We start from the raw sequence: 16550 nt of genomic DNA, 5'->3' as shown, positions 1-16550 counted from the left end.
TACATGGGAGGCTCGCCTTGGTTTTTTGGGTGCATGGGGAAACAGATTTGATGCGAAGGTTGGTCAACAAGTTTTGACGTGGGGAACTGGAGATAATGTTTTTTTAAACGATCTTTTTCCGAAAGACTTTCAATCATTTTTTGCGGGACGAGAGGTTGAATATTTAAAGTCTCCATCATTGTCTGCAAAGGTATCGGCGTATTTTGATGTGTTTAATCTAGATGTAGTTTTGACACCTGAATTTGAACCTGACGTATACATCAATGGCGACTATTTTTCATTTTTTCTCCCCACTGCAGCCACTCAGGTAGCATTAGGTTTTGATGTCACTCCTCCCCTGAGACCCCAATCGCCTGAGTATGCGTTGAGGCTATATAAATCGGTAGGCACATCAGAGTACGCGGGGTATTTTTACAGTGGATTTCATAAAAGCCCTAATAGTCTTACACAAGACTATAGACCTACATTTTCATCATTGAACGTCTACGGAGCAAGCTTTCGCACTACGTTGGGAAATGGTATATTTAATGCCGAATTTGCTTATTACGATTCGGTTGATGATAAAAATGGCGATAACCCGTTAGTACCTAATGGGCAAGCTCGATGGTTACTCGGATATGAACAGGAAATTGTTGGAAACCTCGAAGGAAGCCTCCAACTATACACCGAAAGCATCCTCGATCATCAAGCGTTGATTCAAAATTCACTGACGCCTAAATTTGAGCCTAAACAACATCGAGTATGGTTTACGCAAAGATTGCGTTATAAAGGTATGCAGCAAGCATTGGTATTAAATGCCTTTAACTTTTATTCAACCACAGATAAGGATGGTTATTTAAAAGTTAGTGCAGAATATAGCCCTGTTGATTTATGGCGATTATCAGGTGGTTTAAACATTTTTTATGGTAAACAACCTTTTACTTTTTGGGGACAGTTCGAGGATGCCTCAAATTTTTTTGTTCGTTTTCGGTATTTTTATTAAGGAGTTGTCATGTCTTCAGAGAGAGCACTCACTGCATTTGCAGGTTTTATGGTTTTGTTGTCTGTTATTCTAACTATTTGGCTACACCCATATTTCGTATGGTTCACTGTTTTTGTCGGCGTAAATTTGTTCCAACAAAGCTTTACGGGCTTTTGTCCAGCAACCATTATACTCAAAAAATTATTCGGTCTTAAAAGTGAGAGGGAGATTGCGCTTGAAGCTGTATCTACACATCGAGAGTAATGCAAAAAAGTCACTATTCAATAGATATAAGACAAGATAAAGAACGGGGTTTTATATGCTAAGTGAATCCATACAAACATAATAAGGTAAATGCATTATTGGAAATTAAACATGCACAGTCATAATCATTCACATAGCCATACGCACTCAGATGGCAATTCAGACGATGCATCAAAGCGCATTGGCTGGGCGTTCCTTCTAAATGTGGTGTTCACCATCATCGAATTTATTGGTGGTTGGCTAACCAACAGCACCGCTATCATGGCTGACGCGGTGCATGATTTGGGCGACAGTTTGTCGATTGGTACTTCTTGGGGCTTAAATAAACTTAGCGATAAAGATGCCAATCGCACTTTTTCCTATGGCTATAAGCGGTTTTCACTATTGGGGGCGTTAATCAACGGAGTTGTATTGACCATAGGCTCTATTTGGATCTTGTTTGAAGCAATCCCTCGTTTAGCAGAGCCTGAAATGCCCCAAGTAGAGGGAATGTTAGCCTTATCTATTTTTGGTATGGCAGTAAACGGTTTTGCCGCTTATAAACTAAGCGAAGGAACGTCATTAAACGAACGAGTGCTTAATTGGCACTTGTTAGAAGATGTTCTCGGTTGGGTGGCAGTATTTATCGTATCCATCGTCTTAATGTTCAAGCCTTGGGCGATTTTAGATCCCATCTTATCCATTGGCTTCACTTTGTTCATCCTCTTCAATGTGTTTCGTAACCTAAAAGAAACCCTGATGCTATTTTTACAGGCAACGCCAGATGAAGAGCAAATGTCAACAATCCGAAACGACTTGCTTGCAAACGATAAGGTAAGCGACCTCCATCATTTTCATATTTGGTCGTTAGACGGAGAGCGCAATGTTATGACTGTCCACCTTGTCTTAAAAGGAGAAGTTAGTGTTGAACACATTCAGTCATTAAAAGAGAGCATACAAAGCTCATTAGCCAAGTATCATTTTGAACATACTACAGTTGAGCTAGAATTTGCCGATGAACAATGTCGTGACGAAATGAAATAGGTTTGGTATGCTACTTGTTATGAAAAATTTAAAACGTATATGTTACATCATGATCTCGCTGATACTCTTTCAGTCGTTTTCTGCTGTGGCCAATTCGTTAGATTTTGATGCAATAGACACTCAACATTTTCAACATGAACACAATCATGCTGAGCATGATAAGAGTTTGTCATCAACAAGTACGCAAGATGCAAGTACCGACCAAGTACAGGGGCAGCATAATCCAGCCGACTGTCATCACTGTGGTCATTGCCATGGTACACATGTTCAGTGGGTCGGTCATGACAGTATCAATAAACACCATCACGTGGTGTCAAACCACAACTTTAACTATCTAGATGCTCTTATAGACGCACCTATCAACCGCTTACTGCGCCCACCTAAGCAAAAATCCTAAATTCTGTTTAAAGCTAGTCGCGATAACCTTAAACGCGACGTCCGTTATTATTTAATTTTAGGATTATTATGAATCTTACTCATTTTATTGGGCGTGACCTGCATGTCAGGTCGCCACTGCTATCTGCGCCTTTTAAGCGTATTCAAACAACAAAAGCCACATCATTGAGACGGCTTAGCTTACTTACATTTAATGGCACCAAACTGCTGTGCACTTGCTTATTGTTTGTACCGATTTTTGCTCATGCGCAAAATCAGAACTGGGAAAGTTGGTTCTCTTCACAGATAAACAAACATCCCGATATTGTCGCGGCCAAAGAACAATTGTTAAGCACAGGTGCGCTCGCTGATGCTTCTGAACGAGCCCTTTATAACCCTGAATTGTCAACTGACTATACGCGTAATGGCGATAACAATGACTACAGCGTGGGTGTTGAACAGACAATCGACCTTTGGGACAGGCAAGGCGCAAGGCGACAAAAAGCGGGTTTTATGCGCACTGCTGCACAAGCTCAATACCAAGAAGTCGTTTTAAACAAATCAGCTGATGCTATTGATGCATTAATCAATTGGCGTGCAGCAAGAAGTGCCGCTGTAATTGCAAAATCACAACAACAGCAACTTAATTCGTTACTTGAATTGGTCGAAATACGTCAAGCGGCTGGTGATCTAGGGAGTATCGATGCAGAGCTTACCTTTTTGTCGTTATCGAAACAATTTGCTCAAGTGGCGGGAGCAGAGGCTCAACTTCAAATGGCCGAAGCAATGGTGCGGGAGTTACTTCCTGATTGGGAGCCAGAGCGAGGGATTATACCCGACGACTTTTGGCCTTCTAATGCTACATATCCGTCTGATGAAGAATTACTAAAACACCCAAAAGTAGCAAGCGCTTATGCGCAATGGCTCACGCAAAAAGAAGAAGCAGAAGTCACTAGACGTAGTGCAAAAGCAAATCCTACTTTTGGTATTAATGCAGGGCAGGAAGCGCGAGAAAACACCGTTGGGCTGACCTTTTCCATACCGTTAAACATTCGCAACGATTACAGTGCAGAAACTCGCGCCGCAGAACGCATGGCGTTAGAAACTGAAGCACGTTTTAGAGCGCAGTATCGGAAACTTCGTTTCGATTTAAAAGGAGCGTTTGGCGCGTGGCAAAGCTACAACCTACAGTTTACGCAATGGCAATCATTGGTAAAGGGTCGCATCGAGAGTAGTGGTGATTTGTTAGAGAAGCAGTGGCGCAGTGGCGATTTATCAACGACTAACTACCTTATTGCACTGAATCAACGCGCAGAAAGTTTACTGTCTGGCATAGAGCTCGAAAAGCAAACGCGCATAGCATTAAAAAATCTCATGCTGCAATCAGGTCGTCTTATCGACTTGCCCCCAGTTCAACACGATTTCTCAATTGAGTAACAGGATTAACAAAATGAATAAAACAGTATTAGCAGTTTTCATCGCCACATTTGTCGGCGCTGCACCAAGTTTCGCACAAAAGTCTGATCAACAGCATGCTCACAATGAAACGGTAACAAGCATCGATAAAAGCATAAAAGATAAACATGACGAACATACTGATGATGGTCATGAAGAACATGAACTACAAGATGGTCAAAAGCTTGATGAGCATGGAGGCGAGGGTGCCGATGAACATGATGATCACGAAAGCGAACATGCTCATGATAAAGGTGAAAACGAGGATAAAGATGATGAAGAGCATGATGAAACTGCTTCTGCATCGTTAGACTCCAATCAAATGGCATTAGCCAACATTAAAGTAAGCACACTAAGCCCCAAAATTGTCAATTATACTTTGTATGCACCGGGTGAAATATTTTCAAACGGCTATAGCAGCTATAGAGTATCACCCAGAGTGGCATCCGTTGTCACGCGTCGTCATGTGGCATTGGGAGACAGGGTAAATAAAGGCCAAGTGCTTGTCACGCTTTTTAGCGAAACCGTTGCGCAAGCACAAGCCAATTACCGAACAACATATCCAGAATGGGAAAGAGTAAAAGGACTTGGTCGAAAAACTGTTGGAGAGCAGCGCTACATTGATGCAAAAGCTAATTTTGAAGCGGCTAGTGCAGTATTAATCTCATATGGTTTATCCGATGCAGATTTGAAAACGCTCACCTCACAGCAATCAATAGCATTAGGAGAATATAGCTTACGTGCTGAAATTGATGGCGCGGTACTCAGTGACTCGTTTGAACAAGGTCAGCGTATTGATGCGGGAGAGCCGTTGATCTCGTTGGCAGATGAAAGTGAACTTTGGGTAGAAGCGCATCTACCATCGAATATTAACCTGCGGTTAGGTGCAGGTTCTCCGGCACAAATCAAAGTGGGAGACTTCACAGTTGATGCAACGGTTACACAAGAGGCACATACCATTGACCCAATTACTCGAACGAGAACGGTTCGGCTATTAGTGAGCAACCCTGAACATCGTTTGCATCCTGGTCAATTTGCCGAGGTGTATTTCCGTTTTCTGACAAAAATGCCGGTAATGGCTGTTTCAGAAAGTGCGCTAATGCGAGGGCCCGATGGAGACTGGATGGTATTTGTAGAAGATCATCCCGGCGAGTTTTTACCCGTCGAAGTTGAACTTGGAAGAGCGCTTGGTGGCTTGCGGGAAATAACCGGTGTAGAGCCGGGTTCTCGCGTAGTAAGCGAAGGTGCTTTTTTTGTCGCTTCACAAATCGCTAAAGGCGGTTTTGACCCACACAACCACTAATTAGGAGGAGTCTTTATGTTTAATAAATTAATTGATTGGGCTGTTACTAATCGTTTGTTAGTGGTGATTGCTCTGACAACGTTAATAGTCAGCGCGGTTTTTGTTATTCCAAAACTGAATTTGGATGCATTTCCAGATGTCACCAACGTGCAAGTATCTGTCAATACAGAAGCACCGGGGTTAGCTGCCGAAGAAGTAGAGCAGTTAATTACTTATCCAATAGAAGCGGTGATGTATGCCTTACCGGATGTGATGGAAGTGCGCTCTATTTCCAAAACAGGTCTTTCAGGTGTGACCGTTGTGTTTAGCGAGGACACAGATATCTATTTTGCACGTCAATTGGTATTCGAGCGTCTGCAAGCGGCTAAAGAGTTAATTCCCGAGGGCGTCGGTACGCCAGAAATGGGACCCAACACATCAGGATTGGGGCAAGTGTATCAGTATCTATTGTTGGCTGAGCCCGATTCAGGCCTAGACGCTATGGCGTTGCGTAGTTTAAATGATTGGGTGGTGAAATTGCTGCTGCTTCCTGCCGATGGCGTAACGGATGTGCTCTCTTTTGGTGGGGAAGTACGCCAATACCAAGTTAACCTCAATCCATCTCAATTACTTGGATATGGCTTGACTCAAGATATAGTGATGGAAGCACTTGAGCGGAATAATACCAATGTGGGGGGGTGGTATATGAACCGAGGGCAGGAGCAACTTGTGATAAGAGGCACTGGCTGGTTAGATCATGGCGAGGAAGGGTTAGAGCAATTACGTCAGGTACCTTTAAAAACCGTAGACGGAACAACGATTACTGTATCCGATGTGGCGAACGTTGAGTTAGGTAGCGAAATTCGTCAGGGTGCTGCCACCATGACCAGAAAAGACGCCGACGGTAACATTCAAAACTTAGGTGAAGTCGTCTCAGGCATTGTACTTAAGCGCATGGGAGCTAACACGAAAGCCACAATTGATGGCGTCAATGCTCGTATTCAGCGAATTAACCAAGCATTGCCTGATGGCGTGAGTTTTGAAGTATTCTACGATCAAGCTGACTTAATTACTCAAGCCGTGGATACGGTTGTAAATGCGCTAATGTTAGCGTTCGTATTTATTATGGTTATTCTAGCTTTATTTTTGATGAATCTACGAGCCACGTTTTTAGTCCTGATTTCGATCCCTATTTCTATTGGTATTGCCTTAATGGTCATGTCGTGGTTTGGACTTTCTGCCAACCTTATGTCGCTTGGGGGCATTGCAGTGGCAATCGGCATGCTAGTAGATGGCTCAGTGGTAATGGTTGAAAACATGTTTAAACACTTGACTCACCCTGATGCTGAGCATGATCACAAGAGACAATTGGGTGAACATGTTGAAGATGATGATCCATTAGACTCGTCCCATGATACGCACGGTATCGCTTTGCGATTACAAGAAGCGGGCAAGGAGGTAGCCCGGCCTATCTTCTTCGCAACAGCCATAATCCTTGTGGTATTCATGCCTTTGTTTAGCTTTGAAGGCGTTGAAGCAAAATTATTTCAACCAATGGCTATTAGTATTATGTTGGCCATGCTTTCGGCGGTATTAGTTGCACTGATTATTGTACCGGCATTGGCGACGTATCTATTTAAAAAAGGCGTGAAACCACGAGAAAGCGTTGTGTTGAAACCTTTAGACGCGGGGTATCGCAAAGGGCTATCGTGGGCAATTTTGCATAAAAAAGTAGTGATTGGAATTGCTGCAATTATGGTAGTCGCTGCTGGTGTAGTGCTTCCTCGGCTTGGCACAGAGTTTGTACCAGAACTGGAAGAGGGCACCATTAACTTGCGTGTTACTTTAGCGCCTTCATCTAGTTTAGATACTGCCCTAGAGGTCTCCCCTAAGCTTGAGAATATATTAATGGGGTTTCCAGAAGTCACCTATACATTGTCGCGTATCGGTCGCGCCGAAATAGGAGGCGATCCTGAGCCTGTAAACAATATCGAAATTTATATCGGGTTAAAGCCAGTGCCTGAATGGACAAGTGCAAGTAACCGCTATGAACTGCAAGCGTTAATGGAAGAAAAAATGGAGCAACATCCGGGTTTGCTCTTCAATTTTTCTCAACCTATCGCGACAAGAGTGGACGAGTTGTTATCGGGTGTAAGAGCTCAACTTGCCATTAAATTATTTGGACCTGATCTTGACATCTTGGCTGAAAAAGGCCAAGCCATTGAAGCTTTAGTAAAAGAAGTTGAAGGTGCAAGAGATGTTGCTATGGAGCAAATTGCCGGTGAATCTCAACTGATTGTGACACCGAATCGCCGCGCTCTGTCGCGCTATGGGTTGGCCGTGGGTGATGTAATGGAGCTCGTAAGCGAAGGTTTAGGTGGAGCCAGCGCTGGCCAAATCATCAATGGTAATGAGCGCTATGATATTTATGTCAGGCTTGCTGAACAATTTCGAAATAACAGTCAAACGATAGCCGACTTGCGCTTACAAACTCCGTCAGGTGCATGGGTTCGTTTAGGAGATGTTGCAGAAGTGACGATTGCTTCTGGTCCACCGCAAGTCAGACGTGATGACGTACAGAGGCGAGTTGTTATCCAGGCAAATGTTCAAGGTCGAGACATGGGTAGCGTGGTGGCAGATATTCGTCAATCTATTGATGAGCAGCTAGCACTGCCTACTGGCTATTCAGTGGATATTGGCGGGCAATTTGAGAATCAACAACGGGCGCAGAAACGATTATCACTAGTTGTGCCGCTTTCGTTGGGCTTAATTGCATTACTACTGTACTTTGCTTTTGCTTCGTTTGGTCAGGCAATGCTGATCCTCGTGAATGTGCCTCTAGCTGTGATAGGCGGAGTATTTTCACTTTGGTTATCAGGGCAATATCTTTCTGTACCGAGCTCCGTAGGTTTTATTACCTTATTTGGAGTGGCGGTCCTAAATGGGGTGGTGATGGTAGAAAGCATCAATCAGCGCATTGCAGACGGATTATCAGTATCTGACGCTGTATTCGATGGTGCTACATCAAGACTTCGGCCAGTGTTGATGACGGCGATTACATCTGCGCTAGGGCTAATTCCAATGTTAATGTCTAACGGCGTGGGTGCTGAAATCCAAAAACCGTTAGCAAGTGTTATTGTAGGCGGCTTAGTAACCGCGACATTTTTGACGCTCTTTGTACTGCCTGTGCTTTTTGCCTGGTTTTCAAAAGGGAAGTTAAAAGATATGGCAAGAGTGTCATCTTGACCTCAGTTGGCCTGCTGCGTGCGATGTGCATCAGCAGGCTGACATTAATTCAAATGAAGATAGACATGAATAAAATTTTTATTTGTTATCTGAAAATAGTGTTTCTCATACTTGTCACGATCATGACGATATCATGTAGCTCATTTAAAACAGAAATCGTACAACAAAAGAATCAAAAATGGAGGCTTTCTTCAGTTTCGGTTTATCCCAAAGGAGAAAGTTGGTCCGTGCAAGGCACGTTGAGTTCTTACAGTTCATATGGACTACCTGAAGGATATATCTTAATCAGCATCACTTCTGAAGAAGGAACGATAGTTGAAACTAAGCAAGTGAGGTACAGAAAGTTTGTGGGTACAAGCCGTTGGTCTCGGAACAGATTTGGACGAGCATTCTTTTATTCTGAGTTTGATTTTATTCCCAAAGATGCCTTTGTCACTGCTGAACTAATTGCAGTATCGGGTTTGATGGAGGAGTAAACAGGGTCTTTTACTGACCGCTGCTTTGCTTGTAAAGTGATATTTTAAGTTAAATAATAGTGAATCGCCACCACTCAGATGAAGCTTGTAAAGTTATTGAGACTTGAACAAAATGTAATTAACGAGCGTTCACGATAGACCTGTAAGTCTACCGTGACTTTCTATACTATTGTTTACCTAACATTTACAGATTAACTCTAAATCCAATGTATGCGCTTCGCTCAGCTGCCGGCTCAATCCCATCATTTCTTACTTTGCTATAATAATTATTGTTAAGTAAGTTGTTTATACCAGCCTGTATACTCCAAGACGCATTGATTTCATAATCTGCACTTAAGTCTAGCACCTCGTAACTAGGAACTATCGCATTTATTTGTGCTGCCCCTTCGCCACGCGCTAGGTTTGAGTCTTGCCAGAATTGGTCATCTACAAACGTGGCAGTCAGTGACACATTGAGTGCCCGGTGCTGATAAATGAAGCCAGTTCTTATTAAGTACTCAGGGGCGAAGCTTGGTCTGTTACCAACTAAGCTGCTCGACTGGCTCTGAGTAATTTTTGCGTCAAGTAATGAACCATTGGCAAAGAGTAAAAGTTCATTGTCATTACCTGATGCATGAAACACGTTGTATTCGGCTGTAAATTCAAGACCTTGGTGTTTTGAATCACCAGTATTCACTCGTTGGACATCGACAACGGTTAACTGTAATTGCTCAATCTTGTCGCTAAAGTCAATTTGGAAAAGACTAATATCAAGATTAAAACCCGTGGTTGGGGATACTCTTAATCCAACCTCAAAATTCTCAGCGCGAGAAATCTCAGGTCTATTTATGTCAGACAGTTCTGCATTGGGATTTGCTAAATCATCAAATCTTTGAGGGCGGTATGACTCAGAAAGATTTGCGTAAAGCTCTGCTTTGTCACTTAACCTGTAGCTTGCACCTAATCCGTATAATAACTCCTGATTCGTTTTATCAATATCAATAGGATCTCTTTGAAGGCTTTCACGCTTGAGCGGCTCGAATAAATCATAATTAATATTCTCGTACCGTAAAGTAGGGGATATACTCACATCACCGAATCGAAATAAGTTTTCGATAAAAATTGCACTGTAAGTTAGTTTCCGGTCTTGCTCAAACAGCAAGTCTTCTGGTCGTTGTGTATTTGAACGAATGTCATTGCTAATATAGCGGGTACGAGGACTGTCATCCCTGTATAGTGTCGTGCCTAATGTGAAGATGTGATCAACTCCCCACGCTTGCGCGAAACGAGCATCAAGACCAAATGTGGTAAATTCTTGTTGATCAATGTTAGTTGTGTTTGGCTCTGATCCAGCCTCATAAAAGGCAGATGAACGACGACTGAAACGGTCTTGAAATGAATACCAAAATTTCCCATTTAACGTCGCATCGTCGCTAATTTGTTGGTCATACGTTAACGTTGCGAGCACACGATCGATTTCGATGCGGTTAAAGGGCGTTTTTACTAAATATCGATTTTGATTAAATTCAGAAGAGGAAAGGCGCCCCGCCTCTCCAGAATCGGATTGGTAAATATCAAGATCGAATCCTAGACGCACGTCATCGAGCCCCTTATAAGAAACACCAAGATAGGCTGAGTTTACTTCAAAGTCTTCATTGCTTCGTTGACCACTAGAAGTCCTATGGTCAACGCTTGCCATGAATCCTAAATCACCTTGAGAAAGTCTTACCTCATTATAGGTGCTGTAAAAGCCGTTATTTCCAAAGGAGTGTTCAGTCAATGCACTGTCAGGCAAGTCAGCATTTGCTCGTGAAGTTAAAAAGTTAATCGTAGGTCCTATTTGTGGGCCATACAACAAACCTGCACCACCGCGAACAAATTCTATACGTTCAATACGCTGAGCAGGCGGGATGTAATAAATAGTTGCATATCCAAACATGTCGGAAGCCAATGGGATACCGTTTTGGTAAAACGCGACAAATTCAGATTCATGGGGATTGCCTAATCCGCGATAGTTTACGTTATAGATGCTTGGAATTGTTTGGTCTGAAACAAAGAGCCCCGGTAGTCGGGAAAATACTTGGCGTAAGTTTGGCTCCACAAACGTGGGTTGCAAGCTTAAATCGACTATTGATACTTTTTTGCCAGCCAATATTTTGCTATCAGATATGGTGTTTAGATTATATGGAAAAGCATCGTTAATAGTTGCATCCCCTTTGATTTCAATGTGCTCTATGTGTTGAGGCTTAGCGGAAACGATGTCTTTCTCTGAGCTATTAGTCATTGATTTGTTAGTAACAGAAGCGCTATGGGCACTTGTAGATATGAAGCATAGACTGACTAGTGAGAGTGATAAAGGTTTTAACACAAATTTTCCTTATATATGTGGATATTACTTTATGAATACCAATGATAACTATTATCATTTAGTTTATCAAGATATATTACTTCGTCAACAATGATTATTGATGACGAGTAAGCAAAACACGCTGGTAAGCTAACGCGATTGAAATACGCACCTATTTAGGGTAATTTGAAGAGTATTTGTTGCCTTATCGCTTAAATAAAAAAGGCTATACAGGATATTCACACTAAATTATGACAACAACGCGCAAAACGAACCTAAAAGGGGTTTTGTGCCCATCCCCGCGAAATCCGCATTAGCGTTAATAAAGTTAGGTGTTAACAATCTAACATTGTAAAAAACACCTAAAATTTGATATTTTCGGTTGAAATTTATTGAAACTGCTGTTTAGAGTCAAGGCTTATAAATCGACATGAGCACAAAGAGAATATCAGATGATTTAGGAAAAATGGGCGAAAATACGTTCTTGTTATTGTGTAAGGATACCGGTTTTATAGCCAACTCATCTGACGATGATAAAGGCGGTTGGGATATAGAAATTGAAAACTTTCGAGGTGACGATTTCTGTTTTTCAAACCATTCATATTTCGTAGGCCGTATTCAAGTAAAAGCGTCTCAGACTTTTAAGATGTCTGTTTCTTTAACATTTTCTAACCTACTGAACCTAATTCAGTTCAGCGGTGCTTCATTTGTCATGTATTTTGAGTATGGTGATGATGGTATATTACCGAGTAGGGGATACTTGAGAGAAATTGATAAGTCTCTTAGCAGAGAGATACTCGTAACATTACGAGAAAGGCAACTTAAAAACAAAAAATTTCGGCTAAATAAGAATAAATATACCGTTAAGTTTGGTAACCAACACCTAATATCAATGACAGGCCCTAGTCTTCGTGAGGCTATAAATAAGTATGTCGGGAAAGATTTTAAAGAGTATATTGCCCAAAAGGTGTCATATTTAAATAGCTTCGAAAAGGAGACAGGTCTATTTGGAGTGACCTTAAACATCAAAGGTGGTGAAACGAATATTAAGCGATTTGTTGACGCATTGATCGGTTTTGATGTTAGCTTTCAAGGGGTTAGTCAGATTTACTCAACGACAATGGGCATAGCAGATAGTGAGAACCAAGTGTCTTCTCAAGATGCAACCGAAATGCCACTAAAGATTGGGCCAAAAGAGGACTTGCAACCTATCGTCACGGTAAGCATATCGCTTGAACCACACGGAAAACAATACCACTTTCCGGGTAGGTTATTCTCAACGCCATCATTTATCCCTGAAGAATTAAGTAAGCATCGCATCAAAACGCCACTTTTTGATCTGGTCCTTGAGACTGTGAATATATCAGGAGAACTCTGTATGAATCCGAGTTTTAATTTTACTGATATTTTTCAAGTCGAAGTAATAACATCTATAAAAGAATTTTCTCTCTTAAATGAACTTATGCTAGAAAGCAACAAGACCAATGAGTTTTATATAGCGATCAACTCGGCTGATAAAGAGGAGAAAATGGCACCAATGAAATTATCTTACAAAGAGCCAATATTTCCTGAAGAGTTTGAATATTTTAAAGGTGCAGTTGATGCACTATATAACAGGGCGTCGCGTTTGAATTTAAACGATGCCATGATATCAAGCAGGGAACTCAGGGATAAGCAGGAAAAACTCTATTTATATAGTAAAGATAAGTTTGAATTTGCAGAGCCCGTCACAATGGAGTTTGGCGATGAAAGAACACGACACTTTAATGAAAAAGAAATTAAGCTTTTTGATTCTGTTATATTCTCTTGTAAAGTAAATTTTTCTGACAAGGTATTGGTATCGCTTTACCTTTTCCAAGGCGAGCTTTCTTATGGCAAAAACGCAGCATATAGTGGGCGATTTAAAAACGCCGATCATGTAAAAGATTTCGTGTTTGAAATAGATAATTCTGATATAAATAACATTGTCGACGAAGCCGAAAAGTTTATACTCCAGCAATTCAGAGAGAAAGGTCTGAATCCATTCGATAGTTAGTTTGTCGACAACGCACAGAAATAATCTTCTATGTCTAATACTCTTCAGTATTAGACATAGGGTAAAGGGTAAGTTATATTGTTACTATGTTAATCGACAAACCTAAACGTTTTGGCCACGACTAAACCCACACCATTGTTTCCAACCTATGCTGAACTGATTGAGCTCAGTCTTAATGACTATCCGCAGCTGTCTGCCTATCTAGATAATCAACCTGCATGGATGAAGCAGCATTGGAACTGGGCAAAGGGTTACCTGCTGTATATCGGCCGCAACAAATCTGAGCATACCTATGTGCGTTTTCGAAACGACATCGAAAAGTTTTTGCTCTGGGTATTTATGGTTGATAAACAACCTGTCGACGATTTACGCAAAGCTGATATTTTGCGGTATATTGACTTTTGTGTCGCGCCGCCGGTTAAATGGATAAGCACTCAGCTACATGACAGATTTAGTTTAAACAACGGTTATTTTGCTTCAAACCTTAAATGGACACCATTTAGGCAAACACCGCCAAAATATGATAAAGACCGTGTACTTGATCCAAAAAAATACAAACCTTCTCTACAAACCCTAGAATCTACGTTTGTTGCGCTTAGTTCATTTTACCGACACCTGATTGATGAGGAAATTTGCTTTGGCAATCCCATTCCATTAGCGAAGCGTGATTGCAAGCACATGATAAAAGATAGCCAGGTAAAAACTATCAGCCGGCTAACAGAGCATCAGTGGCAATATCTGCTCGATACCGCGGTCGAATTAGCCGATACAAACTCCCTTTTTGAACGAAATTTATTCATTATATCTACAATGAAAACCTTGTTTCTTCGGCTATCTGAGCTTTCAGAACGACAAGATTGGACACCCGTAATGAGTCATTTTTGGACGGATGAAGATAATAATTGGTGGTTTAAAGTATACGGTAAAGGTAAGAAAATACGCGATATTACCGTACCGCTGGGTTATTTGAGTTACTTAAAACGCTATCGCGAGTGGCGCGGCCTATCGCTGCTGCCATCAAAGGGAGAGCAAACCGTATTGGTAGAGAAAATAAGAGGTCGTGGCGGGCTAACAAGTCGCCAGATAAGTAGGCTCATTCAACAACTATTTGATGCAGCATATGAAAAAATGAAAAGAGAACAAGGTCTAGACCAGGCTCAAAAACTAAATGAAGCTACAACACACTATTTGCGCCATACGGGTGCAAGCATGGAAATTGAGCGTGATAGACCGCTCAAGGATCTGTCAGAAGATCTAGGCCATGCTAGTAGTGCCACCACCGATACAGTATATGTCCAAGTTGAGCGAAAAAAACGTGCCTCATCTGGTAAAGATAGAAAAGTCGAGTAGTTAATGGGAACCAATACATGTTACATGTGCGACGCTTTGGCGACAACGAAAGAGCATATACCACCAAAAGCCTTATTTCCCAAACAAAAAGATTTGCTTGGGGAATTCAGTCTACGCAAAGAACTAATAACAGTGCCATCTTGTCAGGAACACAATAATAATAAAAGTAGAGACGATGAATATTTAGTATTTTGTCTATCTACGTGCTTTCATGGAAACGACATAAAGGAGCAACTGTTTAACACGAAGATTATGCGGGCAATTGAAAGGCGTCCTGACACGTATTCGAACGTTTTAGATAATTATCAACGTGTAATGCTGAAACATCCAGATGGAAAAGTAGAACATACCGCCGCGTATTCAATCGACCTAAAACGTTTTGATAGCGTGTTATCACATATAGCACGTGGCTTATATTACTATCACACTCAAACTAAATGGGAAGGCCCAGCACTTGTCATGAGCAATGAATTACGTGATCTAAGCTCTAAAAATTCCGAAGAAATTAATACATTATACGGAAAGTTATGGCCAAAATCCAGAAGTGTTCTCTTATAAAATTCATGATAGTAGGCCTAAGGGCTTCGTAATTCTAATGAAATTCTACTCGGCAATAACAGTAGCGGTAACGCTAGCTGAAAATAGTAAAATCAACTAATTTATATATATAAATTAAGTGCTTAGGTGAAATTATCGAAAATCAGTGACCTAAACGGTAGTTCAGCCTTTTCACCAGCATAAACTCGCATGCGATGATCGTAAATCAACCTGCTATTGGACAGACGCTAGGTACTATGGAACTTCAGTTTTCGAACCCGGACCACTTTACCAATGTACAAATGGTGCATGACACCGTTATGGGTGGTCGTTCTCGTGGCTTTGTTGAGCCTGTGGCTGAACCTGTTGGCTTGCGCTTTTATGGAGAGTTATCACTTGCGAATAATGGCGGCTTTGCCTCTGCACAATTTCGATTGGCTGAAGCACTGCCAGTATTTGATTATAATCGCATTACCTTACATCTTGCCGCTGATGGCCGAGCCTATCAGCTTCGATTGAAAACACCGTTTATTCCTGGTGGTGTTGCTTATGTGGCGAATTTTCAAACCAGCGTGGATCAGCCGTCTTACGATTTTCAACCAAACTCTTTTGTTGGTCAATTTCGGGGCCGTCGGGTTAGAAACTTACCACCACTGAACTTTGCTGATGTAAGCCATATTAGCGTGATGTTGGCAGATAAAAATAGCGGAGAATTCGATATTATATTGTATTCTATTGATTTTTCTTCATTGCAATCGATTTAACACCAATAAACCATATCCATTATCTGACACGCCCTAGGACTCTTTTGGCTTGATACCGACCAGTTTGATATCGCCATTGTCGTTGATTTGCCGCACGGTCAACACCAGCCTATCTAAACTAACCTGATCGCCAACCACTACGCGCCGGTGGAATCTATCGGTGATGTAATCGGCTAAGGTAATGTGGCTGTCGTGCTCAGGTAAAGCAATGGTATAGAAGGAGTCCAATTCATCCAGCGTAATTTGAGCATTCAACACGAAATCGCCAAAGAAATCACTTTGGGTTAAACCACCAACCTTGGCGGTGCTGGCAAGCACGGTACTGATGGCTTGCACATCGTTCATTTTGCACAAAATAAGCACGCTGTCTTTTAACCTGAATGTTGGGTTTTCCCGGGTCATAATCCATTCCCCTTGCCGGATCACCCCAAGAAATTCAGCCGAAGGCGGTACCGT

Annotated in this window: 14 protein-coding genes; 12 read left to right on the top strand and 2 right to left on the bottom strand. The window is 41.7% G+C overall.

What is annotated here, in order from left to right:
* From Q3O60_RS17135 to Q3O60_RS17100, 8 genes are all read left to right on the top strand, one after another.
* A partial coding sequence (locus Q3O60_RS17135) for a hypothetical protein (RefSeq protein WP_305895151.1) occupies positions 1 to 982 on the top strand: 982 nt, incomplete at its 5' end.
* A 9-nt stretch (positions 983 to 991) separates the two neighbouring features.
* A complete protein-coding gene (locus tag Q3O60_RS17130; protein WP_020746026.1) occupies positions 992 to 1225 on the top strand; it encodes a YgaP family membrane protein in 234 nt (77 codons plus the stop codon).
* Between the two features lie 111 nt (positions 1226 to 1336).
* Positions 1337 to 2248: a cation diffusion facilitator family transporter gene (locus Q3O60_RS17125; RefSeq protein ID WP_020746027.1), complete on the top strand. Its 912-nt coding sequence runs from the start codon at positions 1337 to 1339 to the stop codon at positions 2246 to 2248.
* A 19-nt stretch (positions 2249 to 2267) separates the two neighbouring features.
* Positions 2268 to 2645, top strand: coding sequence for a hypothetical protein (locus Q3O60_RS17120; RefSeq protein ID WP_305895150.1), 378 nt, complete (start codon positions 2268 to 2270; stop codon positions 2643 to 2645).
* A gap of 68 nt (positions 2646 to 2713) precedes the next feature.
* Complete coding sequence (locus Q3O60_RS17115; protein WP_288389430.1) at positions 2714 to 4060, top strand: TolC family protein; 1347 nt, start codon at positions 2714 to 2716, stop codon at positions 4058 to 4060.
* Positions 4061 to 4073: 13 nt separating this feature from the next.
* Positions 4074 to 5381, top strand: a complete 1308-nt coding sequence (locus Q3O60_RS17110; protein WP_126873340.1) for an efflux RND transporter periplasmic adaptor subunit — start codon at positions 4074 to 4076, stop codon at positions 5379 to 5381.
* 15 nt (positions 5382 to 5396) lie between these two features.
* Entirely contained in the window at positions 5397 to 8606 is a 3210-nt protein-coding gene (locus Q3O60_RS17105) for an efflux RND transporter permease subunit (protein WP_305895149.1), read from the top strand.
* On the top strand, positions 8603 to 9082 hold the full coding sequence (locus Q3O60_RS17100; protein WP_305895148.1) for a hypothetical protein: 480 nt from the start codon (positions 8603 to 8605) through the stop codon (positions 9080 to 9082). Before Q3O60_RS17105 ends, Q3O60_RS17100 begins: the two co-directional genes overlap by 4 nt.
* Positions 9083 to 9266: 184 nt before the next feature.
* Here the strand turns inward: Q3O60_RS17100 and Q3O60_RS17095 are convergent, their stop codons facing one another.
* Positions 9267 to 11429, bottom strand: coding sequence for a TonB-dependent receptor family protein (locus Q3O60_RS17095; RefSeq protein WP_305895147.1), 2163 nt, complete (start codon positions 11427 to 11429; stop codon positions 9267 to 9269).
* Between the two features lie 409 nt (positions 11430 to 11838).
* On the opposite strand from Q3O60_RS17095, the gene Q3O60_RS17090 reads away from it, so the two are divergent.
* From Q3O60_RS17090 to Q3O60_RS17075, 4 genes are all read left to right on the top strand, one after another.
* Positions 11839 to 13443, top strand: coding sequence for a hypothetical protein (locus tag Q3O60_RS17090; RefSeq protein WP_305895146.1), 1605 nt, complete (start codon positions 11839 to 11841; stop codon positions 13441 to 13443).
* 111 nt (positions 13444 to 13554) lie between these two features.
* Positions 13555 to 14793: a tyrosine-type recombinase/integrase gene (locus tag Q3O60_RS17085; RefSeq protein WP_305895145.1), complete on the top strand. Its 1239-nt coding sequence runs from the start codon at positions 13555 to 13557 to the stop codon at positions 14791 to 14793.
* Positions 14794 to 14829: 36 nt separating this feature from the next.
* Positions 14830 to 15351, top strand: coding sequence for a hypothetical protein (locus Q3O60_RS17080; RefSeq protein ID WP_305895144.1), 522 nt, complete (start codon positions 14830 to 14832; stop codon positions 15349 to 15351).
* A gap of 236 nt (positions 15352 to 15587) precedes the next feature.
* On the top strand, positions 15588 to 16094 hold the full coding sequence (locus tag Q3O60_RS17075; RefSeq protein WP_305895143.1) for a CIA30 family protein: 507 nt from the start codon (positions 15588 to 15590) through the stop codon (positions 16092 to 16094).
* A gap of 33 nt (positions 16095 to 16127) precedes the next feature.
* On the opposite strand, the gene Q3O60_RS17070 is transcribed toward Q3O60_RS17075, so the two are convergent.
* A partial coding sequence (locus tag Q3O60_RS17070) for a transporter associated domain-containing protein (protein ID WP_305895142.1) occupies positions 16128 to 16550 on the bottom strand: 423 nt, incomplete at its 5' end.

The sequence above is a fragment of the Alkalimonas collagenimarina genome, assembly GCF_030717845.1.
Classification (GTDB): Bacteria; Pseudomonadota; Gammaproteobacteria; order Enterobacterales; family Alteromonadaceae; genus Alkalimonas; species Alkalimonas collagenimarina.
The sequence above is the reverse complement of the archived record's forward strand: the minus strand, read 5'-3'. Positions and strand labels throughout refer to the sequence as shown.

What these genes read in the sequence shown, in the direction of transcription:
- Q3O60_RS17130 (WP_020746026.1), top strand. Translation starts at nt 992, where the DNA reads ATGTCTTCAGAGAGAGCACTCACTGCATTTGCAGGTTTTATGGTTTTG.
- Q3O60_RS17125 (WP_020746027.1), top strand. Translation starts at nt 1,337, where the DNA reads ATGCACAGTCATAATCATTCACATAGCCATACGCACTCAGATGGCAAT.
- Q3O60_RS17120 (WP_305895150.1), top strand. Translation starts at nt 2,268, where the DNA reads ATGAAAAATTTAAAACGTATATGTTACATCATGATCTCGCTGATACTC.
- Q3O60_RS17115 (WP_288389430.1), top strand. Translation starts at nt 2,714, where the DNA reads ATGAATCTTACTCATTTTATTGGGCGTGACCTGCATGTCAGGTCGCCA.
- Q3O60_RS17110 (WP_126873340.1), top strand. Translation starts at nt 4,074, where the DNA reads ATGAATAAAACAGTATTAGCAGTTTTCATCGCCACATTTGTCGGCGCT.
- Q3O60_RS17105 (WP_305895149.1), top strand. Translation starts at nt 5,397, where the DNA reads ATGTTTAATAAATTAATTGATTGGGCTGTTACTAATCGTTTGTTAGTG.
- Q3O60_RS17090 (WP_305895146.1), top strand. Translation starts at nt 11,839, where the DNA reads ATGAGCACAAAGAGAATATCAGATGATTTAGGAAAAATGGGCGAAAAT.
- Q3O60_RS17075 (WP_305895143.1), top strand. Translation starts at nt 15,588, where the DNA reads ATGGAACTTCAGTTTTCGAACCCGGACCACTTTACCAATGTACAAATG.